General features: G+C 50.5%; 18 protein-coding genes and 1 tRNA gene. 13 read left to right on the forward strand and 6 right to left on the reverse strand.

Annotated elements, in window-relative coordinates:
* The first annotated feature begins 29 nt into the window (after positions 1-29).
* The 6 genes from HH215_RS23850 (at position 30) to HH215_RS23875 (ending at position 6,127) form a co-directional block, all read left to right on the forward strand.
* A complete protein-coding gene (locus tag HH215_RS23850; protein WP_169282163.1) occupies positions 30-1,376 on the forward strand; it encodes an extracellular solute-binding protein in 1,347 nt (448 codons plus the stop codon).
* 72 nt (positions 1,377-1,448) lie between these two features.
* Complete coding sequence (locus tag HH215_RS23855; protein ID WP_169282164.1) at positions 1,449-2,363, forward strand: carbohydrate ABC transporter permease; 915 nt, start codon at positions 1,449-1,451, stop codon at positions 2,361-2,363.
* An 11-nt stretch (positions 2,364-2,374) separates the two neighbouring features.
* Positions 2,375-3,202: a carbohydrate ABC transporter permease gene (locus tag HH215_RS23860; protein ID WP_169282165.1), complete on the forward strand. Its 828-nt coding sequence runs from the start codon at positions 2,375-2,377 to the stop codon at positions 3,200-3,202.
* Between the two features lie 2 nt (positions 3,203-3,204).
* Positions 3,205-4,101 (forward strand): ROK family protein, encoded by an 897-nt coding sequence (locus HH215_RS23865; RefSeq protein ID WP_169282166.1) that lies wholly within the window; start codon positions 3,205-3,207, stop codon positions 4,099-4,101.
* 53 nt (positions 4,102-4,154) lie between these two features.
* Positions 4,155-5,312, forward strand: coding sequence for an N-acetylglucosamine-6-phosphate deacetylase (gene nagA / locus HH215_RS23870; RefSeq protein ID WP_169282167.1), 1,158 nt, complete (start codon positions 4,155-4,157; stop codon positions 5,310-5,312).
* A gap of 593 nt (positions 5,313-5,905) precedes the next feature.
* Positions 5,906-6,127, forward strand: a complete 222-nt coding sequence (locus HH215_RS23875; protein ID WP_169282168.1) for a hypothetical protein — start codon at positions 5,906-5,908, stop codon at positions 6,125-6,127.
* 67 nt (positions 6,128-6,194) lie between these two features.
* Here HH215_RS23875 and HH215_RS23880 read toward each other — a convergent pair whose 3' ends face one another.
* The 4 genes from HH215_RS23880 to HH215_RS23895 all read right to left on the reverse strand — a co-directional run bounded on the left by HH215_RS23880 (position 6,195) and on the right by HH215_RS23895 (position 11,974).
* On the reverse strand, positions 6,195-7,991 hold the full coding sequence (locus HH215_RS23880; RefSeq protein ID WP_169282169.1) for an ABC transporter ATP-binding protein: 1,797 nt from the start codon (positions 7,989-7,991) through the stop codon (positions 6,195-6,197).
* Entirely contained in the window at positions 7,988-9,733 is a 1,746-nt protein-coding gene (locus HH215_RS23885; protein WP_169282170.1) for an ABC transporter ATP-binding protein, read from the reverse strand. Before HH215_RS23885 ends, HH215_RS23880 begins: the two co-directional genes overlap by 4 nt.
* Before the next feature lie 367 nt (positions 9,734-10,100).
* Positions 10,101-10,176: transfer RNA gene (locus tag HH215_RS23890), tRNA-Arg, on the reverse strand.
* A gap of 151 nt (positions 10,177-10,327) precedes the next feature.
* Positions 10,328-11,974 carry a PucR family transcriptional regulator gene (locus HH215_RS23895; protein ID WP_169282171.1) on the reverse strand — a complete coding sequence of 549 codons (1,647 nt, stop codon included), beginning with the start codon at positions 11,972-11,974 and terminating at the stop codon, positions 10,328-10,330.
* A gap of 186 nt (positions 11,975-12,160) precedes the next feature.
* Here HH215_RS23895 and HH215_RS23900 point away from each other — a divergent pair, with 186 nt between their 5' ends.
* The 7 genes from HH215_RS23900 to HH215_RS23930 all read left to right on the forward strand — a co-directional run bounded on the left by HH215_RS23900 (position 12,161) and on the right by HH215_RS23930 (position 18,891).
* Entirely contained in the window at positions 12,161-13,003 is an 843-nt protein-coding gene (locus tag HH215_RS23900) for an ABC transporter substrate-binding protein (RefSeq protein WP_169282172.1), read from the forward strand.
* 30 nt (positions 13,004-13,033) lie between these two features.
* Complete coding sequence (locus HH215_RS23905) at positions 13,034-13,678, forward strand: amino acid ABC transporter permease (protein ID WP_169282173.1); 645 nt, start codon at positions 13,034-13,036, stop codon at positions 13,676-13,678.
* Between the two features lie 13 nt (positions 13,679-13,691).
* A complete protein-coding gene (locus HH215_RS23910; RefSeq protein WP_169282174.1) occupies positions 13,692-14,522 on the forward strand; it encodes an amino acid ABC transporter ATP-binding protein in 831 nt (276 codons plus the stop codon).
* Between the two features lie 19 nt (positions 14,523-14,541).
* On the forward strand, positions 14,542-15,057 hold the full coding sequence (uraD, locus tag HH215_RS23915) for a 2-oxo-4-hydroxy-4-carboxy-5-ureidoimidazoline decarboxylase (protein ID WP_169282175.1): 516 nt from the start codon (positions 14,542-14,544) through the stop codon (positions 15,055-15,057).
* Positions 15,058-15,194: 137 nt separating this feature from the next.
* Positions 15,195-16,487, forward strand: a complete 1,293-nt coding sequence (locus HH215_RS23920; RefSeq protein WP_254450199.1) for a Zn-dependent hydrolase — start codon at positions 15,195-15,197, stop codon at positions 16,485-16,487.
* On the forward strand, positions 16,484-17,737 hold the full coding sequence (gene pucG, locus HH215_RS23925) for a (S)-ureidoglycine--glyoxylate transaminase (RefSeq protein WP_169282176.1): 1,254 nt from the start codon (positions 16,484-16,486) through the stop codon (positions 17,735-17,737). The genes HH215_RS23920 and pucG overlap by 4 nt, the downstream gene beginning before the upstream one ends.
* Positions 17,738-17,883: 146 nt before the next feature.
* Positions 17,884-18,891 (forward strand): LacI family DNA-binding transcriptional regulator, encoded by a 1,008-nt coding sequence (locus HH215_RS23930; RefSeq protein ID WP_169282177.1) that lies wholly within the window; start codon positions 17,884-17,886, stop codon positions 18,889-18,891.
* Positions 18,892-18,969: 78 nt separating this feature from the next.
* On the opposite strand, the gene HH215_RS23935 is transcribed toward HH215_RS23930, so the two are convergent.
* Both HH215_RS23935 and HH215_RS23940 read right to left on the reverse strand, forming a co-directional pair.
* A complete protein-coding gene (locus HH215_RS23935) occupies positions 18,970-21,501 on the reverse strand; it encodes an ABC transporter permease (protein ID WP_169282178.1) in 2,532 nt (843 codons plus the stop codon).
* Positions 21,498-22,190, reverse strand: coding sequence for an ABC transporter ATP-binding protein (locus tag HH215_RS23940; RefSeq protein ID WP_169282179.1), 693 nt, complete (start codon positions 22,188-22,190; stop codon positions 21,498-21,500). Before HH215_RS23940 ends, HH215_RS23935 begins: the two co-directional genes overlap by 4 nt.
* Between the last annotated feature and the right edge of the window lie 80 nt (positions 22,191-22,270).

The raw sequence follows: 22,270 nt of genomic DNA on the forward strand, positions 1-22,270 counted from the left end.
TTCATAATCCGCGGAAGGGGGAAGCTTCAATGAAGAAATCATTATTATCGTTACTTGCTTTCGCTGTTGTTTTATCGGGTTGCTCATCCGCTTCGAATAACAATAACGCTTCGCCAACGAGTAGCCAGTCACCTTCATCATCCTCTACTGCACCCGGAAAAACGACGACTCTTAAGATACTTACCCACTGGGATGCGGCTAATTCCCAAGCTTATTTAGACAAGGTCAAAGCCTATGAAGCCGTCAATCCGAACGTCAAGATCGAATTGCAAAACGTTCCTTTCGGAGAATTGCTCAAGAAGATCACCGTATCTAACATCTCCGGAGAAGGCGCGGATATCTACCATATCTATAGCGCTTGGCTGCCCGAGTTGACGAACAGCAAATCCATCGCGCCTGCCGAGGGTACGTTCCTTGCCGATATTCAAGCGGGTTATGGACAAAATATTCAAGATTCGGTTAGCAGCGGCGGAGCGATCTACGGCTATCCGACGGAATTGACGACTTATGCGTTGAACTACAACAAACGCCTGTTCGCCGAAGCTGGCATTACGGCTCCGCCGAAAACGTGGGACGAGCTGCTCGATTACGCGAAGCGATTAACGAAAATCGAGGGCGGACAAGTCGTGCAGCAAGGATTCGGCGTCATTACGGGCTGGGATTCGGGAACGGTTCATCCGTTTCTAACGTTGCTTAATTCCAACGGCGGCAATTTCATTGCGGCCGATGGCAAATCAACGGAACTAGACAACCCGCAAGCGTTGCAAACTTTCGAATTGTACAAGAAGCTGATCGACGACAAGTCGACGAACCGGGAAATGAGCCCTGCGAACGCAAGCACGACCGGCGCTTATATGAACAACTTCGAGCTTGAAAAAACGGCCATGATCATCATGGCGAACTGGTGGAAGAGCAGTCTTCAATCGACTATGGGAGATAAGTATCAGAACGTAGGAACGGCTCCGATTCCTGTCGGTCCGTCGGGTACGGATTCGGTATCCGTATTCTACTCCTGGCTCTATTCCGTAAGCTCCCACAGCAAAAACCAAGAAGAAGCTTGGAAGTTCCTGCAATGGGTAAACTCCCCGGCAGCGGAAGGCCAGTCCTCCATTCAAGGCGATTGGCTGCTTACCCAAGGCATTATTCCTAGCCGGACTAGCGATCAAGAGGCGCACAAAGCGGAGCTAGGGGACGATTTCATGAAGACGTACGTCGAGCTTCTGCAGAAAGCGAAACCTTTCCCGATCGTGAAAGGGGCATCCGAAATCACGACAGCGCTGCAAAAGAAAATCGAAGGCGTCGTATTCGGAGCCACAAGCCCGGCGGATGCGGCGAAAGGCGCCGTCTCGGAAATCAACGACATTCTGGGAAGATAAGGTGACCCAAGCGTACGGATGGTACCCCATACATTCCGTACGCTTGATCTTTTAATGCTCGGAGGGGATAAAGTGGAATTGACGATAGACAAACCTAGAAAGCCCCGGAAGAAGCTCAAGGAAACGAACGGAACGGCCGTGTTCCTGTTTCTCGGTCCGACCTTGCTCTTCTTGGCCATTTTCTTTCTCTTCCCATTAATCGCAACGATCTATTTGAGCTTTCACCAATGGGACTTGCTCGGTCCTGCTCTAGACGCGCCGTTCTCGGGATGGGACAACTACAAGATTCTGATGAGCGACGGGCGGTTTCTTAAAGCTCTGACCAATACGTTTTTATTCGTTCTGGCCAATTTGATTTTTATGCCGTTGCTAGCGCTCGGAATTGCTTATTTGTTGAACGAGGTCAAAGTCATGGCCTGGTTTTGGCGATTGCTCTTCTTCCTTCCCGTCATTACTTCGGCGGTGGCGATGTCGCTCGTATGGCAATATATTTTCGATCCGACGTACGGTCCGCTGAACGAACTGCTTAAAGCATTCGGACTGGCGCCTCAAGGCTGGATCATGAGTACGAAGCTGTCGCTTATTTCGGTCGTCATCGTGTCCTTGTGGCAAGGAATCGGATACCACGCCATTATTTATTTGGCAGGCTTGCAAGGCATTTCCGAGGACTATTACGAGGCGGCGAAGATCGACGGAGCGGGTGCTTGGAGAAGATTCCTCTCCATCACGATTCCGCTGCTTAAGCCTACATCGGTTTTCGTATTAGTCATGGTGGCGATTAACGCTTTCCAGGCTTTTACCCAATTTTACGTCATGACCAACGGCGGCCCGATGGATTCCAGCAACGTGCTTGGGCTGTACATTTACCAGACGGCATTCGACTTCTTGAACATGGGTAAAGCAGCTTCGATGTCCGTTATTATGTTCGTTCTCGTTATCGCATTCTCGTTCGTTCAATTCAAAATGATGCGGCAGCAGGAAGAATAGGAGGGAATCACATGAAACCGGCGCTTAAGCAAACCCTGATCTGTATTCCCTTAGCTATATTCGGCAGTTTTATGGCATTTCCGTTTATTTGGATGCTTCTATCCTCCATTAAATCGGCGGAGGAGATCATTACCGTACCGATCACATGGTTTCCCGGTCACCCTCAGTGGCACAACTACAAAGATATTTGGTCGGTTATTCCGCTTGGGAACATGTACGTGAATAGCCTGATTGTAACCGTGCTCATTGTCATCGGGGTGCTTCTTACGAGCTCGATGGCGGGATTCGCTCTGGCGAAATACCGGTTTAAGGGCAGGGAAGTCGTGTTCATGCTTATCCTGTCTACGATGATGATTCCGTTCTTCGTTCTATTCATTCCGCTATTTTTCATTATTAAAGAATTCGGGTGGATTAATTCCTACGCGGGTTTAATCGTGCCGAATATCGTGACGGCTTTCGGTATTTTCCTAATGCGGCAATTTACTTCCGGCATACCGGATGAGATGATACAGGCTGCCCGAATCGACGGGGCTTCAGAGTGGAGAGTGTATTGGAAAATGATTCTCCCTTTGCAGAAGCAGGCGCTTGCCGCTCTGGCCATTTTCTCGTTTGTCTACCAGTGGGACAGCTTCTTGTGGCCGCTAGTCGTCGTCAGCGATGAAGGAATGAATACTCTTCCGCTTGGAATCAACATGTTGCGGAACGCGTATAGCTCGCAAGCCAACATGAACATGATGATGACCGGATCGACGATTATCGTCGTACCTTCGCTGCTCGTGTTCGTCCTGCTGCAACGTTATTTCATCAAAGGAATTACGATGACGGGAATGAAGGGATAATCATGGAACTGTACAGATCGGGTATTGGGATCGACATCGGCGGAACGAAAATATTGGCCGCTCTCGCGACCGAGCAGGGCGACATCGTGGAAGAGATGAAACTCGATACGGCAAAAACGCGCAGCGGCTTGCTCAGCCAGTTGGATGACGTAGTCGGAAGATTTACGGATTTGGCTTTTAAGCGAGGAGTAGGTACTCCCCAGGGGATCGGAATCGGGTTTCCGGGGAAGGTATCGGAGCAAATCGTAAATTGGGTGCCCAATCTTCCCGAGTTAAACGGTTTGGATTTGGGGACGTATGCCAATGAAAGATGGGCAATCCCTGCGCGCTTGCAGAACGATGGACAATTGGCGCTTTACGGCGAACAGTGGCTGGGAGCGGCTCAAAGATGCCAGAACGTGCTTATGTTTACGCTTGGCACCGGGATCGGCGGCGGCATCATGGTGGATGGCAAAGTTCTGAGGGGCGTTCACGGAACGGCGGGTTCCATGGGCTGGCTTACGATGGATTTGAACGATGCGGGCGATCCGGAGCAAGGGTGGATGGAGAGAATGGTTTCCGGCACAGGGATTAACCGGCGCGCTTCCATGCTGTCCACGCCGCTGAGCAGTAGGGAATTGTTCGACAAAGCCGCTGCCGGAGACGCGGAAGCGATGGAGTTGGTTCATCAAATCGGATATTGCATCGGCGGAGCGGTTGGCAATCTGGCGAGCGTATTCGACCCGGAGGTGGTGTTGATCGGAGGCGGGGTTTCGTTGCAGTTGGATCGGATGATGCCTTCCATCCGCAACGCGATCAAACGCTTCGGATCTCCCTCGACTCGGGATGTCCCCATTGCGGCAGCTAAGTTGCTAGAGAAAGCGGGCTTATTAGGTGCCGTAAGATTGGCCTTTCTATAACGATTGGCTTGGCTTTCAATGAAGAGTACGCTTCACCGAAAGGAACGAACGAGATGCAGAGCGAAGTGAAGGGATATTTCTTGACTCCGGATGGACAGGTGAAGAAGGGTATCGCGTCCATCTCGGAAGGGAAGATCGTCCGCTGTGAATTCGATATCGATTCGAATCAGGCGGAGCGGGAAGACGAAGGCGTTATCGTTCCCGGATTTATCGACGTTCATGTCCATGGAGGCGGCGGGTCCGACGTAATGGACGCCACTCCCGAGGCTTTGGATAAAATATCGGCTACTCACGGGGCCAAAGGCACGACGGCCTGGTTAGCGACTACGGTTACGCAATCGACGATGAATACGGATCGCGCGATCGACGCGGTTGTGGCATATATGAAATCCGATCGTAACGGCAAAGCCGGCGCGCAAGTCGTCGGCATTCATTTAGAAGGTCCGTTCCTTAATCCTAAGCTTCGGGGGGCGCATCGCGAAGACTTCGTCTGTTTGCCGGACAAGGCTCAATTCATCCAATGGTGCGAACGAGCGGAAGGCACTATTAAGATGATTACGCTCGCTCCGGAATTGGAAGGGGCGGAAGAGTTGATTCGGGAAGCCGTGCGGCGAGGAATCGTCGTATCCGCCGGTCATAGCGACGCCACTTGGGCGGATATGGAGAAAGCGACGGCTCTCGGAGTATCGCACGTTACGCATTTATTTAACGCGATGCGTCCGCTCCATCATCGAGAGCCTGGAATCATTGCTTATACGTTGCAGCATTCTGCCTTAACGGCGGATATTATCGTAGACGGGATTCACTTGCATCGGGGGATTGTGGATTTGGCATTGGCTAACAAAGGAGCCGATAAGCTGCTCTTGATTACCGATGCGATGCGAGCGGCTTGTATAGGCGACGGCGAATACGGAATCGATGGATTCCAAGTCACGGTTCGCAACGGAGAAGCAAGAATCCATGACGGCACGTTGGCGGGCAGCTTGTTGACCTTGGACGAAGCCTTCCGGCGCATGGTACAGTTGCATGACGTATCCATGGCGGATGCATCGCGAATGGCATCGACTAATCCGGCCAAGCTTCTGCAGCTAGAGGCGATACGAGGCTCGGTCGCCGAGGGGATGAAAGCGGACTTGGTTTGTTTGCGGAGAGACGGGGCGGTAAGTTGGACCATGGTTAACGGGCGATTCGTTTATCGTAGTCCCGAATGAGTGTTGCGAATGGAAGCCATCCCTTGGGATTTTCGAGAAAACAACGTGATTTGGGGCTTTAGTCTGTTTTAAGGGCACCTGAGTGAAATGCACATATTAGGTATGCGTTAAAAATAACCGTGCTGATGCACGGTTATTCGAGTTTTTATTAATGGCGGCCCAAGGATTCATCCTTGTCTCGGGAATTCAGTCCCCCCGCAATCCCAGATGACGGCTGAAGCCGGTTATGTCTGGCTGCATATGCTAATCAGCGCGCTATTTGTCTTCAAACTTCCATCTAACGGAAGCAGCCGTCGCTATTTTGCCCATAAAGGGGCTTTTCAAAATCTAACGGATATGAGCGCTCTTATTGTAGTGTTTTTTAGTGAAAACTTGCCATTTGGGCAGGAATAGAGGCGTTCAGCGCCGTTAGATGTTTAAAACATGTGTTTTCGAGTAAATAGCGGTTGTGGCAGCCGTTAAAAAACCCACTCACGAATCCAACCTCGCGAGAGCACTAAATTTAGCGTACATCGCTAAGATTTTCGCTTGTGCAGGGATACCTCGTTCCACTATAATAAGAACAAATGTTCTTATTTTTGGAGGGATTAAGGATGAACAAGATTCCCGGATTAGACTTCGAAAATTTTATCGGTCGGAAAGTCGATCTCATCTATGTCGATACTCGCGGTAAATTCTCTCAACGCCGCGTAGATCTTTATGCGATTCGTAACGGAAAGGCTCGCGTATTCGACTTCAATAAGCGCGGATTTCGAACGCTCGCCATTGAGCGAATCCTGGCGATCCAGGCGGTTAAACCCGTCGCAGTTGGGTAAGGGTTCGGATGCCTCCGTTCGGACCGCTTCCTGGCTAACGTTAATCGAGCTAACCGCATTTTATCCATCAAGCAGGCTGCTCGGCGGCCTTATCATTTGCTTCCTCCGGAGACGATTCCGCCCCTTGCCATAACAGTTGCATTTCTGCGCTGGTCGCAAGCAGCTCCGAGAGAGTCCCTTCAGCCTCTATCCGGCCATCCTTCAAGACGATAATATGATCTGCGCGAGCAAGCGCCGCTCGGCGATGAGATACCGCGATACAGGTAATATCCCGTTCTTGGAATAGTCGCTCCCATAGCACTTTTTCCGTCTCGACATCGAGAGCGCTGGACAGATCGTCGAAGATGAACAAATCGGATTGCGTCAACAACATCCGCGCCGTTGCGGCGCGTTGAACCTGTCCGCCGGACAACATCACGCCTCGAGGACCGACGAACGTCTCGAGTCCGTTTTCCAGCGTCTGAAGATCCTGTTCCATTACGGCCAACCGGATAACCCGGTCGAAATCGTCATCCGACGTGCTCTTACCCTGCGTAATGTTCTCGCGAAGCGAGTCGCTGAACAACCGGGGTACTTGCGGCGTGTAGGAAGTTCTTGGCGGCTTAAGAAAGTTGGCGGGATCCTCCACTAAGCGTCCGTTCCATTCAATCGTCCCGTCCGTCTTCGGGAGCAGTCCTAGAAGCGTTCGCACCAATGACGATTTGCCCGAGCCGATCCTTCCCGTGATGACCAGAAACTCGCCGCGTTCCAACCGGAAGCTGATGTCTCTTATTCCATTCTCGGACTTCGGATATTTGTACGCGAGCCCGCGTACTTCCAGGCTTCGCAGGCGGTCACCCTCGTTAGCGTCCGGTTCAGTGACATTGGGAGGATCGCCGTACAGATAAATCTTGCTGTGTTCCGCGACTCTGTCTTCCTCGCCGGGACGAAACAGAATCCTCATCCGATTGAGAGCGACCCGTAATCGCTTATGCTGGAAAACCATGTAGCCGAACAAGGAAATGCTGAACGAGAAAGTAGTCAGGTAAGAGGTGAAGAGCGCGAAATCGCCGACGGTGAATCGGCCAGCCTTCATCTCAGATGCGCACATTAAGAGTATGACGCCCGTACAGATGCTGAGCACATGCTGGTTCAGCGATTTCATCCACTGCTTGAACAGATTGTCGCGAAGCGCCGCCTTCCGCCGGTTTTCGTTCAGCGTCAGGAATCGGTTCAGCACATGTTCTTCCGCTTGCCCCAGCTTAACGGCTTGAGCGGCTCCGAACGTCTCGGCGATGAAGCCGGTAATGCGGCCGGTCGCTTCCCTGTTTAACTGGGAGTATTTTCTCGCGCGGTTACCGGACAAATTGTTTAGCAGAGTGACGACCATGAGCGGAAGAATGGCCACGCACGTGATTAGCCAGTTAATTCGGGCCATCACCACTACGCAGGTGACGGCATATATCACCCGACCCCAGAAGTCGACCCAAGACTCCACGTAATCGACCACCTCGTCCACGTCTTCCCGGAAGCGGGTCATGGCTTCGCCGGGGGACGCGGGCAAGTTGCGGCCGGGCCATCGCATAATTCCTTCCAGCAAATTATTGCGCAGAACGGCTTGCAGATGGTAGATGTAGGTTACCCATTTGTAAAAGGCAACGTAGAACATGCCTACTCTCGTAAATCTGATAAGGCCGACAACAATAAGCGGAAACGCGAGCCATAGGAAATCGTGGGATTGGCCCGTGGCTCGGTCGAAGAACCATTTCATGCCTAGTCCTATACCAACGGGTAAGGCATGAAAGATACCCCATAATAATCCGTTGATGATATATAGGGAGGGGTTGTATCGAAATAAGCGCCCCAAGAACCGGGTGACGGTCATGCTAATTCCTCCTGTCGGTCGGTTTGCAGCAACCGAAAGTATTCCGATGACGGGTTGTGCGCTAACGCTTCCCTCATCCCGAATTCTATCAAGCGTCCTTCGCGAAGGACCATAATCTTATCGACGTTGTCGAGCGTAGATATACGGTGAGCAATTATAATTCCGGTGCAGCGCTCCAGCAATTGATCCACGGCCGTCTGCAGGGTGGCCTCCGTCGCGGCATCGAGCCTCGAGGACGGTTCGTCAAGAATGACCAAACTCGGCTTGGTCAAGAAAACCCGCGTCAATGCGAACAATTGTGCTTCACCGGCGGAAAGGGACGCACCTCCGGCCGATAGATGGGTATCCAGACCGTGCGGCATCGCGTCGATCCAAGGCCGAAGCCCGAGCCGTTCGGTCGTCTCGAAGACTTCTTCGTCAGACAGGTCGGGATTGAAAAGCGTCAAATTATCTCTGAGCGTGCCGTCGAACAATTGAACGTCCTGGGTAACCATGCCCACCCTTCGGTAGAGCGCCTCCAGTCGCAATGAACGGATATCCACGCCTCCGACCCGAATAGCGCCATTATCAATGTTGTACAGTCGGAGCAGCAGACGGCTGATGCTGGATTTGCCGCTTCCTGTGCGCCCTACAACCCCGAGGCGCTCCCCGGGCTTGAGTTCAAAGCTGATGTCGTGCAGCACCCGTAGATCCTCGTTGTAGCTGAAGTTCACTTGTTCGAAACATACGGAGAGCGGGCCTTCAGGGAGTTCATCTTCATCTCCCTCTTTAATCTCGCTTTGCAAAGAGAGTAGCTCCCGGGAACGGAGCATGCCTGATTTCGCCTTCTGGAATTCCTGCATCTGGTTGCCGAGTTGTTCGATCGGATCGTTCAGCATTTGCGTGTATTGGAAGAAGAGGAATAGCGTGCCGAGCGTAATCTGGCCGTGCAAATATAGTCGAACGCTTATTAGAAGCACTGCCGTGACCGAGATCGTGAATAAGACGACCGTGACGTTCCACGGCGTGACGCGGAGCATCCATGCTTTGAGGCCGCTTCTGAAGACGGATCGCATCGCCCGATGATAACGATTCATCAAGCGCGGAACGCCCCCGTTGGCTTGGACGTCTTCGATACCCGATATTCTTTCCTCGATTAGGCCGAACAAGGAAGCGTTTGCTTGACGCTCCGCCTGGGAAGCCTTCACGCCTAAGTTGCGGATGGCGAACATGACTCCGACGGACAGGCAGGTGAACGCAGTCATGGTTGCGGCGATCGGTAAGCTGTAGATGAACATATACCCAAGAATACCCGTGAGTAGCACGAAGCTTCCTACGATCTGCACGATGAACATCCCGAAGAAATTCGACATGTGAGTGACGTCCCCGTCGATTCGTTCGATCATTTCGCCAGGCGTTTTCCTATTGTGGAATCTCATATCCAGCCGCAAAGTGTGCTTGAGCAGACTGGCCCGAATCCGATTGGTCGAGCGCCAAGCCACGTCGTTCCCGAGATAGTCGAGCGATACCGTGAAGAGCTGGTTCAGAACGGCGACGCCGAGGTATAGACCCGCTAGCGCCAGCAGGCTGGAGATCGTTCCAGAGCCGGTCGCCTGATCGATAAAGCGCTGCACGATCTGCGGATTGATGAGTTGTAAAGCGATCGAAATCAGCAGGATGAACAACAAGAGGGTCAATCGCCACTTAACGGGGCGAAGATATTGGAGAAGCCAGGACATAGAGAGCGATTGTTTAGGCGGCATGGCGGGGCCCCTTTCTAAGTAAAAGCAACGCAGGCATGACCGTCGCGACCGTAAGGGCGGGAACCCTGGAGAAGGAAACAGAAAACCCCAGGCGTAACCGCCCGGGGTTGAGGTATACATGAGGACAATTAATGCATACGCACGACGGGATCAGCCGATCGATACAAGGCTATGAAGTTGGATTGTTGAGCGTTGATCTGGTTTTGCATCGGTGGCGACCTCCCTTTTCTTGATTAAATGAATACGAAGACTATATCACGGGCCAACGAAAAGCGTCAACCAATAAATGTTATCTGAAGAACATTTTTACTAGAGCAAACCATAAAAAAGAACCGCGCATCGGCACGGTTCTTCAACATTTTATAAATGGCGGCCCCGAGAGGACTTGAACCTCCGACCTGCGGTTTAGGAAACCGTCGCTCTATCCGCTGAGCTACGGAGCCACAGCAATAGTCATTATAACACGAATCCTCCTTAGAACCAAAACAAAATTGTGCCATTTTATACAAAGCCGTGCACTCGAATACTAAAATATGAATCCCCACCGATGCCATGATCAAGCCGCGAAAATCGCGGCTTTTAGCTTGAACGATTTTATTGCAGCAACGAATCGATGACGAAAGCGATGCGCAAACGCAAGGAATCGCTCGGGTCGCGTAGATGCCGATTCGTCAGCTGCTCGCATTTATCCAAGCGGTAAATGACGGTATTGCGATGGATATAGAGCTGTTTGGCCGTTTCGGCAATTTGACATTGATTGTCCAAATAGACCCGCAGCGTTTTCATTAGGTCCTCTTTTTCTTTATCCTCTTTTTTCAACAACTCCTTAAAACTGTCCCGCCAAAATTCAATTAAATCTTCGTTGTTAATTAAGCGAAGCAAATCTACCGTTTCTTTGGCCCGATAGGACTGAACAAACATCCGCATGTTTGCCAGAAAACCGGACTGTAAGGCATCGAATGCCTGAGAATAAGTCAATGGAATATCTATTAATTGCTCGACGGGCGTACCGACTCCAAAAGAAACCGGAATGGATAAACGCTGGTAAAGCTGCTCTTGCGCAGTGGAGATCCGTTTGAGCAACGCTTCCTCGCTCGATTCTGTTCGTTGTGAAGAAAAGAGCAGCACAATGAGATCATTCTTCGTGAACATTACAAAGGGAAGACCTAACTTGGTAAATTCGTACTTTAATTGAGCATACAAATAATCTCGCTTAGCATAGATGTCTTCTGCAGAACGGTGCTCTATACGATAAGGAAAATGGTCCGTAGTCTGATCTTCTTTGGCCACAACGCAGATATAGGGGGATGAATTTAGAAGTCCGTAATTTTTCCCCCTATTGATAATTTCTTGATCCGATGCGACGCGGCCTTCGATCAAATCGGAGAAAAACTCATTCTTGTACCGACGAGACCTCTCCTTGACAGCTTGCCTCTTCATCATTTCAAATCCGATGATGTTAGCAACTTGCTCGACGACGAGCCTCGGGAGCGGGATACTTTTCAACAAAGGATTCAATACGAGCAGACTTCCTTGATGGCGGTCCGTGTTGATGGGGTAAGCGATGATCTCAATTGGCCTCATTGGCGTAGGGTCTAGCAGACAGAACTGTCTGACGACCGGATCCAGGTCCGGATGCTCCAGATAAAAACGAAGAATAGTCGGTATTATCATCTGATAGGGCGGGTGCCCAAAATGTACGGAATAGGAAAGCGGTTCCGGTTTTCGATCCAGCAGAAGGACTGGGCATTCCAATAAGGTTGCAAGCGAATCGATAATCTCTGTAAGCCCCTTGCCATTCATCGCCATCCGAGAAAAGGACTGATGCATCTCTAAAGCAAACCGCAGCTCCTCTGTTTTCTTCTCGAGGACAAAGCTTAGGGATTGGCCCAACATCTCTCCGAGTGCCTGGTCAAGAGGCAGTTCAATAATCGGGAAGCTTAACCGATCGGCTAACTTCAATACATTAATAGGGATCTCGGAAAGAAATCTTTTTGTTTTAATACCCAGTCCTGCGCATCCATTGCCAGCCATAAGGCTAACGAGGGTCTCCAGAGCTTCCGGCTGGTCTTTCACGGCAAAAGCAGTCGTTAAGAGAAGTTCTTCCGGCTTTAGAAAATCGATAATATCTGGCGCATCCATCATATTCACTGAGGTCACGGTATTTGAGGAGCCCTTGTGGCCCGCAACCATTTTCGCTTCATGAAAAACCGGAATTTGGAGCAAATCGTCTAATGTCATTGATATCACCCACGTTATATAATATGACACGGAAGATGCGAACAGCAGATCCGATTGTACACTCCGACTATGAAACCTGCCTTTTTTTGGTCATTATAACCGATGACAAACCGGAAGTTGATACTTATTATATAGTCAATGACATATTAATGATATCAAACTTAACACAATGAGGAGAGAAGAACAATGAAGAAAATGGGATCTGTTGTAATACTTGCGATGTTGTTATTGTTGGTGTCCGCATGTGGGTCAAAGGAAGCGACAAGTACGCCTGAAGCATCGACTGCCTCGCAGAGCGCTAAGGAAAGCACAGAAGCCAGCACGCAGGGCGGCACTGTAGACGAGATAAAAAAACGCGGCAAATTGAATATTGGCACATCCGGTACGTTCAGACCGATGACCTTCATGGATGAGAAGGGAGAGCTTGTAGGCGTTGACATTGAAATTGGGCAGAAGATTGCAGAAAAACTCGGAGTAGAGCTTGAATGGTCAGTGGGCAATTTAGCCGGACTCATCCCTGCAATGCTTGCGGATAAATCAGACTTGGTGATGTTCAGTACGACGATGAATCCGGATCGTCTGGAAGTCATCGATTTCTCTGAAGAATATACCTCTCTAGGGACGGTGGCAGTGGTGAAAGAAAGCAATACCACAGTGAAGGATGTAACGGAGCTCGACGGGCTAATCATCGGTGTAATTGGCGGTTCGGGTGCACAATCAACTGCAGAGGGTATTGGCGGCTACAAGGAAATGAAACAATACCCGGGCCATGGCGAAGCAATCGCCGACTTGAAGTTAGGCCGGATCGACGTCTATGTAGCGGGAAGCATTGCAGCATACGATTTTATCAAACATGACACGGGCGGCGAGAAGCTGAAGGTTGTCGGACAGCACTATAACGAGTTGGATATCGGCGTAGGCATCCGCAAGAATGAACCTGAGCTGAAGGCTGTTGTAGACTCAGTCATTCAAGAGATGAAGCAGGACGGATCCCTGCAGCAATTGCTGGATAAATGGATTAGCAAGTGAGCGACCTTTATTGAAAAGAGTGTGAGGAATATGAACTGGGACATCATCTCCAATTATTGGCCGATTTATTTGAGCGGTGCAATTACGACCCTGAAAATATCGCTCTCAGTTATATTTTGTGCAACTGTACTGGGCTACTTCATTGCTCTTATGAGATTATCGAGTTCTCGATTGTTAAGAGGCGTAACTTTCACCTACGTTTGGGTTTTCCGTGGTGTGCCCATTATGCTTGTTCTGTTTTGGTTCTATTACGCAACGCCGTTCGGATTGGAATTATCCGCTTTTGCAGCAGCGCTCTGCGCATGTTCAATTGCTTCGGCAGCCTTCAAATCGGAAATTATCCGGGCAGGCTTAATGTCTGTAGATAAAGGACAATTGGAGGCTGCGGATTCGGTTGGAATGAATCCCTTGCAAAGAATGATCCGGATTACGATTCCTCAAGCCGTTCGGTTAATTATCCCTCCCTATATTAATAACAGTGTCATTATTCTGAAGGAATCGGCTCAAGTATCGATCATCACAGTGCCTGACTTGATGCTTGGCGCCCAACGGGCATACAATTCAACCTTTAGTGTTGCGGAAACATTAGGGGTTGCCGGAGTCCTCTACCTGACCATGACGAGCTGTATTATGCTGTTTCAAGCATTCATCGAGAAGAAATTGAGAATGAACTAAGGAGGCTGAAACGATGATCCGGATTCATAACTTGAACAAAAAGTTTAAGGAGAAGTCCGTACTGCGTAATATTGATCTCCACATCAAGGAAGGAGAGGTTGTCTCCATCATTGGCCCAAGCGGCGCTGGCAAAAGCACGTTGCTGCGGTGCATCAACATGCTTGAGGTTCCAACGGAAGGTCAAATTTACGCTAATGACAGGCTTGTGCATTACAAGAATAATTCACAGGGGAAATTAACCTTTTTCTCGAAGATGAAGCTCACTTGGCTGCGAAAGCAGGTCGGAATGGTGTTCCAGCAATTTAATCTGTGGCCAAATAAGACGATACTGCAAAATATCATTGAAGGTCCGTGTATCGTAAATAAGGTGCCTCGTGAGCAGGCGGAAGCAAAAGCTAGGCAATTGCTTCAGAAAGTCGGCTTGGAGGATAAAATCAACGAATATCCGACCAGCTTGTCTGGCGGTCAGCAACAACGGGTGGCGATTGCCAGGGCGTTGGCCATGGAGCCCAAAATCATCTTATTCGACGAACCCACTTCAGCGCTCGACCCTGAATTGGTACATGAGGTCCTTGAAATTATGGTGAAGCTGGCGAGAGAAGGGATGACCATGGTCGTCGTTACGCATGAGATGAATTTTGCGCGCAATGTATCGACCCGCTTATTGTTTATGGAGGACGGCATGATCACGGGTGATGGAACGCCAGACGATTTGTTCGGCAATCCTTCGCCAAGAATGCTGAAGTTTATGCGCAACCTGGAGCAGTTCAATGTCGAGGAAAAAACGGAGTTGCAAGAAGATCGCACTTACGCCGCACATGCTGGCATCGCACATGGATTTTAACAGATAGAGGAGACATTTCATGAACACCTATACCCTCCATGAATTAAACCAAATGGGTCAGAATGAATTTGTTGAAGCGCTTGGATCGATCTTTGAATATTCCCCCTGGGTTGCAGAACGAGCATGGGCGGCTCAGCCATTCGTAAATAAAGCGAAATTGCACCAAAGCATGATCGCTGTCGTCGAGCAGATTTCTAATGATGAGAAAATAGCGCTGTTCAGGCAGCATCCCGACCTGGCTAGCCGGCTGCAGATGACTGAGTTTTCGGTGAAAGAGCAGCAGGGAGCAGGGTTGACCAGCTTGTCCCCTGAAGAGTATTCCGAATTCCGTGCTTGCAATGAGGCTTATGTGAACAAATTCGGATTTCCCTTCATCATAGCTGTCAAAGGGAAATCCAAAGAGATCATTCTGGAAGCAATGAGGAGTAGAGTCCATTGTGAGCCTGATCGGGAAATACAACAAGCTCTGCAAGAAATTGCGAACATTACCCGCTTTCGGATTGAGGACAAAATACTCGATCATGAAGAAGTCTAGAGCCGCATGGGAACGAGGTTATCGTTATGCCGCTTTTCTGATAGGAGGTGGTTAAGCATTAGGGCTGGATGGATGACGATGAATCACGTTATTTAAGGGGTTCCGCATCTGAGTACCGAAGCAAAGAGGAGTTGACAATGATGGAGCAGATGTTGCTGACTGACAGCGTTCGGCGGGAAAGATTGCTGAACGAATTCCAGATGGACATAAGCAATCTGCTGGACTGGTTGGCTACTTATACGATAGAGAAACAACCGGGAATAACCCGACTGCTTTACTCCAAGGAATGGTTCAACGCCCAGAAAGCATTGGAAGCTCGAATGGAAGAGAGGGGATTAACACCATCATTTGATGAAGTTGGCAACTTATTTGGAACTATCCAAGGGGGTCATTCGGATTTGCCTTCCATACTTGTAGGATCTCATATCGATACGGTAGCGCAAGGGGGAAAGTATGATGGCGCATATGGCATCGTTGCTGGACTCATAGCTGTAGATTATTTGCAACGCACATACGGCCAACCGAAGTGTACCCTTGAAGTTGTATCGTTATGCGAGGAAGAGGGAAGCCGATTTCCTATTGCCTATTGGGGTTCGGGAAGCATTGCAGGAGAGCGTAATTTCCAGCAAATCAAAAGTTTGAGAGACAGAGAGGGCATCTTATTCGTAGACGCCATGCATGACTGTGGTTTCGGGGAATGCAGTGCGCGTGAAGCGGTACGCAAAGATATCGGCACTTTCGTGGAACTGCATATTGAGCAGGGCGGCGTATTGGAAGAAGAAGGGCTGTCGATCGGTATTGTTGAAGCAATTGCGGGTCAGATCAGGTTAAAATTCGAAATCATTGGCGAACCGAACCATGCTGGCACGACCCCCATGTACATGAGGCGCGATGCGCTTGAAGGGGCTAGCGCGATGATTCGTTGGCTCCGTGATGCTGCGGTTCAGAAAGGACCGCCTCTTGTAGCGACAGTCGGAAGTCTGGATGTTAGTCCGAATGTTTCGAACGTTGTGCCAGGCCAGGCGATATTTACCGTCGATATACGCCATTCTGATGAGGTAGCGCTAGAGCAATTTCGCAGTGAAGTGATTACTCAATTCACATCGATTGCTGCTCAAAGAGGATTAGGCATTCAATATGTGGACTGGTTCAACGAGAAACCCGTTCCAATGGACGAAAATTTGAATCGGCAACTGGTCCAAATTTGCGATGAAATGGATATCAAATATCGACAAATGGTAAGCGGGGCCGGGCATGATGCTCAGATGTTCAAACTGGTGTGCCCAACAGCGCTAGTGTTTGTACCAAGCCAAGGAGGCATTTCACATTCGCCGGAGGAATATTCGGACGCGAGGGAATTGGCGGTTGGCGTACTTTTACTGGTCCAATTATTGTATAAATTAGGTTATGCTGAGGTGGAGAAAACATGAATTTCAGGGACTTGTCGCCGTCGCCTCGAACCCTTATGACTCCTGGGCCAGTCGAAGTCGATCCGCGAGTGCTGCGGGCAATGTCCACCCCGATACTTGGACAATTTGACCCGGAATTCACGGACTTGATGAACGAGACGATGACGATGTTAAGAGAGATATTCATGACGAAGAACCAATGGGCCTATACGGTCGACGGTACTTCTCGCTCGGGTTTAGAAGCGGTGCTCGTCAGTCTGATCGAATCGGGGGATAAAGTACTCGTTCCTCTATACGGACGATTCGGTCATTTACTCGTTGAAATTGTTAGACGATGCGGAGCCGAGGTTGTCACTCTTGAGAAGGACTGGGGAACAGTGTTCGCCGTTGAAGAGATTGCCGCCGCCATAAGGCAGCATCGGCCTCAGCTTGTGGCCATTGTCCATGGCGAAACCTCGACCGGATGTATGCAGCCTCTTGATGGCATCGGATTGGCCTGCCGCGAGATCGATGCGCTGCTTGTTGTCGACGTGGTAGCCACAATCGGCGGAGTGGAAGTAGCAACGGACAAATGGCTAATGGATGCCGTGATCGGCGGCACTCAAAAATGTCTGTCCGTTCCTGCAGGTCTTTCGTTGGTATCCTATAATGAACGTGTTGAATCGAAACTGCTGAAGCGAAAGCGCATTGAGCAAGGGTTGCTAAGTGATAGTTCCGCTGTAAGCTCATCTTTCCATGATCTGCTCGGAAGTCCGATCAGGAGCAATTATCTCGATCTATGCCAACTGCAGGATTATTGGGGTCCGGCGAGGCTAAACCATCATACCGAGGCTACGTCTATGCTTTATGCCCTTCGTGAGGGACTTCGCCTAGTGCTGCAAGAAGGGTTACAGGATCGTTTCGAAAGACACAAGCGGCATGAAGCGGCACTTATGAATGGCATTGCAGCAATGGGTTTGACCTTGTACGGTGATCCTTCATGCAAGATGCCGGTAGTTACGTGCGTCAATATACCGGATGGTGTCAATGGAGAATCCGTGAGGGCTGTCCTGCTTAGCGAGTTTGGGATAGAAATTGCCAGCTCCTTCGGTCCGTTGAAGGGGCGCATATGGAGAATCGGTACGATGGGGTATAGCTGCAGCAAACGAAATGTGCTGCTTACACTTGGCGCCCTCGAAGCAGTACTCACCCTGCACGGCGTTAAAGTGGATGCAGGCGCCGCAGTGCAGGCGGCAATGAATACCTACAATAAAGAAGCACTGTGGTCCTAGTGGGGGCTACGGTGCTTTTCGTTTTATCCGAATTGGAGCAAACAATAGAACTCCGGCAAACATTATGGTAACATCAAAGTGAAATTTTCGACGGATCAGAAAGTATAGCCGGTTTACTTGGAAGGAAGAGGGGGTGGGCGTTAGCAATGGCGACTAACATACGAGACGTGGCCAAGGCGGCCGGCGTATCGGTGGCGACGGTATCCAAAGTATTGAACGGATACACGACCGTCAACGAGAATACCAAAGAAAGAGTGCTGCAATTCGTGAAGGAAATGCAATTTCGTCCGAATTCCGCGGCACGTTCGTTGGTAGGGCGACGCTCGATGACGATCGGGATTTTCCTGACGACGGGGCTGGCTCACCCGTTCTTCACGCAGATCCTTGCCGGAATGGAGCAAGCGTTGAAATCCAAGGGTTATGATCTTATCTACTTAGCTCAGCTATCATGGAATAGGGAATATAGTTTCGTTCGTCACTGCCAGAGCCGTAATGTCGAAGGAGTCGTCGTATTCGGCTTCCAGCACGAGGATATGAATTTCGATGAACTTGTCGAGTCGGACATTCCCACGTTGTTCATCGATCTGGATGTTCATGAAGGGCGCGCCGGGTATATCAGCTCGGATAATCAAGCGGGCACGCAACAAGCGGTAAGCTATTTGGCCGGGTTAAACCACCGCCGGATATCGTTCTTATCCGGGAATAAGGATTCTTACGTGAGCCGTCACCGGCAGAAAGGTTACCGCGCCGGACTAACGGCTGCCGGTCTTCCCTACCGCGAGGAATACGTAGCGGAAGGCGATTTCACGCGAGAGACGGGATATGTCGCGATGGGTAAGCTCCTTGCGTTAACCGAGCGGCCGACGGCGGTCGTCTGTTGCTCGGATATGAGCGCGGTCGGCGCGATGGAAGCCATTCATGACGCAGGGTTGTCCGTCCCGGAGGATATCTCGGTCATCGGTTTCGATGATATTGAAATCGCGAGATATGTCAGTCCTGCCCTGACGACGGTACGTCAGGATATGATTACGATCGGCAGACGATCGATCGAGCTTCTGGACGACCTCATTCTGGACAAGAAGCTCCCGCCTCCGGAAGCGATCGTGCCGACGGAGCTTATCGTTCGCGGATCGTGCGGCCCGGCTAACGGATAACGGTTAATGTTTGATGAAAAGAGAAAACCCGCACAACCGCCAATGTGGCATGGTCGTGCGGGTTTTGTAGCTACTGGGTCACGCTTCTTCCCGTAATTCCTCGAGAAGGTTCGCTTTCTCCATACGTCTTAGCGGACTTTGAACGGAGAGTAATCCTACGATCAGCGCGGCACCGCAAGCGATTAAGGAAGCTCCCCAAGGGAATTCGAAGGGGAAGCCTTGAACGGTGTTCAACTGCTTGTAGAGAATATAACTGAAGCCTACCCCCAACAAGATTCCCCAAAAACTTCCGATGACTCCGAACCACATGCCTTCGGCGGACGCCATTCGTCGAATCTGCCCCATGGTCATGCCTACGGCTTGCAGCAGCCCGATCTCCTTGCGTCTGAGCAGCAAGTTCGTCTGGACAGTGTTAATAATATTCAAGCTTCCGATTACCCCCACTATGATCAAGAAGCCGTAGACGAAGATTTGCATCTGCAAGTTGAAGTTACGCGTATCCTTCTGAGACTCGGCATAGTCTACCAAGTTGATTCCGGGTTTGTCTCGCACGATCTCTTGAAGCTTCGACCGGACGGGTTCCACATCGGCGCCGTCCTTTAGAGCCACTTCCAGTCCGATTCTCGACGTATCGTATTCGGATGGAGGATATATCGCCGGTGCGGCTTTAAGCAAATTAGCGAAACCGGATTCTGAAGCAATGACCGTTAACGAGCTTCCCTGGTAAGCGGAATCGAATGGAACTTGAGTCAGGATCCCCGCCACCGTTACTTCCCGTACCAGCTTTTCCTGCGATCCATTTTCATTATTCAGCCAAAGAGTCAGCTTATCTCCGACCTTGTAGTGGGTTAGCGGCATCAAAACCCTCTTATTGTCGTTGTCATAGGGTTTAATGGTTTGAACCAGCAGAACGCCGTCGCTTCCGGCTGGTTGACCTTCGAGGTCTGCCGTTCCCGCTTGCACGTATTTTGCCGCTTCTTCTAGCCTTTGCTCATCGTAAAGGAATACGCGAGTCGAAATGGAGTTCATTGATGCCCCGTTCCATTTTGTTTGTTCAGGTGCTATAGGCGTTTTCTTGCTAACGTCCGAGTTGAAATCCTCGGCCGATACCAAGGTTCTAGCGGCGAGACTCGAATACTTTCCATAGACGTCATCTACTCCCGGCAATAGGCCGATCTCCCTTATCATATCGTCAGAGAATAGATCGCCCGTGGGAGCCGTAGAGATTCGGTTAAGCTGGAACGCCATACGGTCATCCTCGTTCGTGGTGGTCGTCATGTTAAGCGATTGCTGGGTAAAATAATGGAATACGATAAACAGCGTGATACTAATGACGATAGAGAAGGTCGTAATTCGGAATTTGGTCCGATTGCGCCTAATATTATTGGAGGCCATCTGCCCTTCGATCCCCAGCAGGTTCAGAAGGGACGGAATTCGCATCCGTCGGTAGGATTCCCGAACGATGCTTCCGGCGCCTTTGGCCGCTTCGACCGGAGATACGCTCGATGCTTTGCGTGCCGGCAGCCAGGCGGCCAAATAGACGGCGACGAATCCGACGACGAAGCTTCCTCCCATGATCCACCAATGGAACGTTAATTCGAAATTTTCCATCATCATAACCTTAAGTCCGCCTTGGTCCATGAGCCACAGAACGAACCATAATCCGCACCATCCCACCAGCAAGCCTAAGGGGACGCCAATGGCCGACAGAACCGTCGCTTCGCGAAACACCAGATTACGAATTTGTCCGGGCGTCGCACCTAAAGTGCGCAACAGACCGAACTGCCGGATTCTCTCCAATACGGCGATGTGAAAAGCGTTATAAATGACGGCTACGGTGGAGAGTACGACGAGTGCGATCAAAGTTCCGAAAATAATTTGTAGAGCCCGATTAAGGCCTTTGTCCGCGGATTCTCCCAGCAGCGCCAATAGCTGACCGTTAGTAAATAGGCTCGGATTAAGTTTGGTAAAAGCATCGACCTGTCCGTTAATATCTACGCCCGGCTTCAAAGTGAGAACGAGCATCGTGTCGGAATCGACGGTTATTCCCTTGACGTCAGCGAAAGTGTAAGCCTTCGATTGCCCGTCGATCTGACTCTGCTTCTCATTGTTCAGAACGCCCACGATTCGGTAGGAACGAGGTTTCCCGTCCGGTCCGTTTAATTGGGTCGAGCCGTTCAGCTTAGGCGCGCCGGGTAGTCGCTCTAGGAGCCACTGTTCGACGAGTAGCTCGTCTTCCGATAAGGGCAACCGACCTTCATGGAGGTGAATCGGCAGTAATTCAAAGCCGGTTGCGTTGATGCTTCCGACGTTAACGGAATAGATGCCCTGAAGGGTGGTTTTGTGACCGGCCCTGTAGACGCCTAGTCGGTCAACAAGCACGTGCTTGTTGAGTGTCTCGTACAATTCGGGAGTCGGACTGTTATAGCCGAAGTAGAAAGAGCCATCGTTATATTCGGTATCTTTGATCAAGTTGTCCTTTAGAGCCTGTCCCATCGTCCCGAGAGCGCTAATCAGCGCCACCGATAAAATGATGCCTACGATCGTCAGAATCGATTTTCTTCGTTGCTGCTTCAGATAGCGCCCGGCCATGGCGCCATAGCTTCTCATACGCCCCTCCGTTGGCTGCTCGTATCGCTGACGAGCCGACCGTCTTGCAAACTGAGGACGCGATCCGCTTCCGCCGCTACGTTCATGTCGTGCGTAATGACGACGACCGTCTGATGATACTGATTCACCGCGAGTTTCAGTAGCTCCAGAACTTCCCTGCCGTTCGCGCTGTCCAAGTTACCCGTAGGTTCATCGGCAAGCACGATGGCAGGGCGGTAAGCAAGCGCGCGTCCGATTGCCACTCTCTGCTGCTGACCGCCGGACAGCTCGGAAGGCAGATGTTTCCGTCGATCGTGCAGACCAAGCGTCTGGATGAGATCGTTAATATAAGCTTTGTCCGGCTGCCGGTGGTCGAGCAGGAGCGGCAATTGAATATTTTCTTCGACGTTGAGGACGGGAATGAGATTATACGATTGAAAAATAAACCCGATTTTCCTGCGGCGGAATACGGCGCGCTCCTTCTCCTTCAGTCCGTACAGATTATCTCCGTCGATATGGACATAACCTCCGCTTGGTTTATCGAGTCCGCCCAACATATGAAGCAGGGTGCTTTTGCCGGAGCCGCTTGCCCCGACGACCGCGACGAATTCTCCCTGTTGAATGGAGAAAGAGACTTCGTGGAGCGCGTTTACCTGTGTCGTTCCTTTACCGTAAGATTTGCTTAATCCGTCGACTTCAATGACGTTCATATGAGATTCATCCCTTCGAATATGGGTTTCGTTTTGTCAGAGGCCGAAGCGATTCGGTTAGACTCTGCGTGCGGCAACGA

Source organism: Cohnella herbarum (assembly GCF_012849095.1).
In the GTDB taxonomy this organism is placed as follows: Bacteria; Bacillota; Bacilli; order Paenibacillales; family Paenibacillaceae; genus Cohnella; species Cohnella herbarum.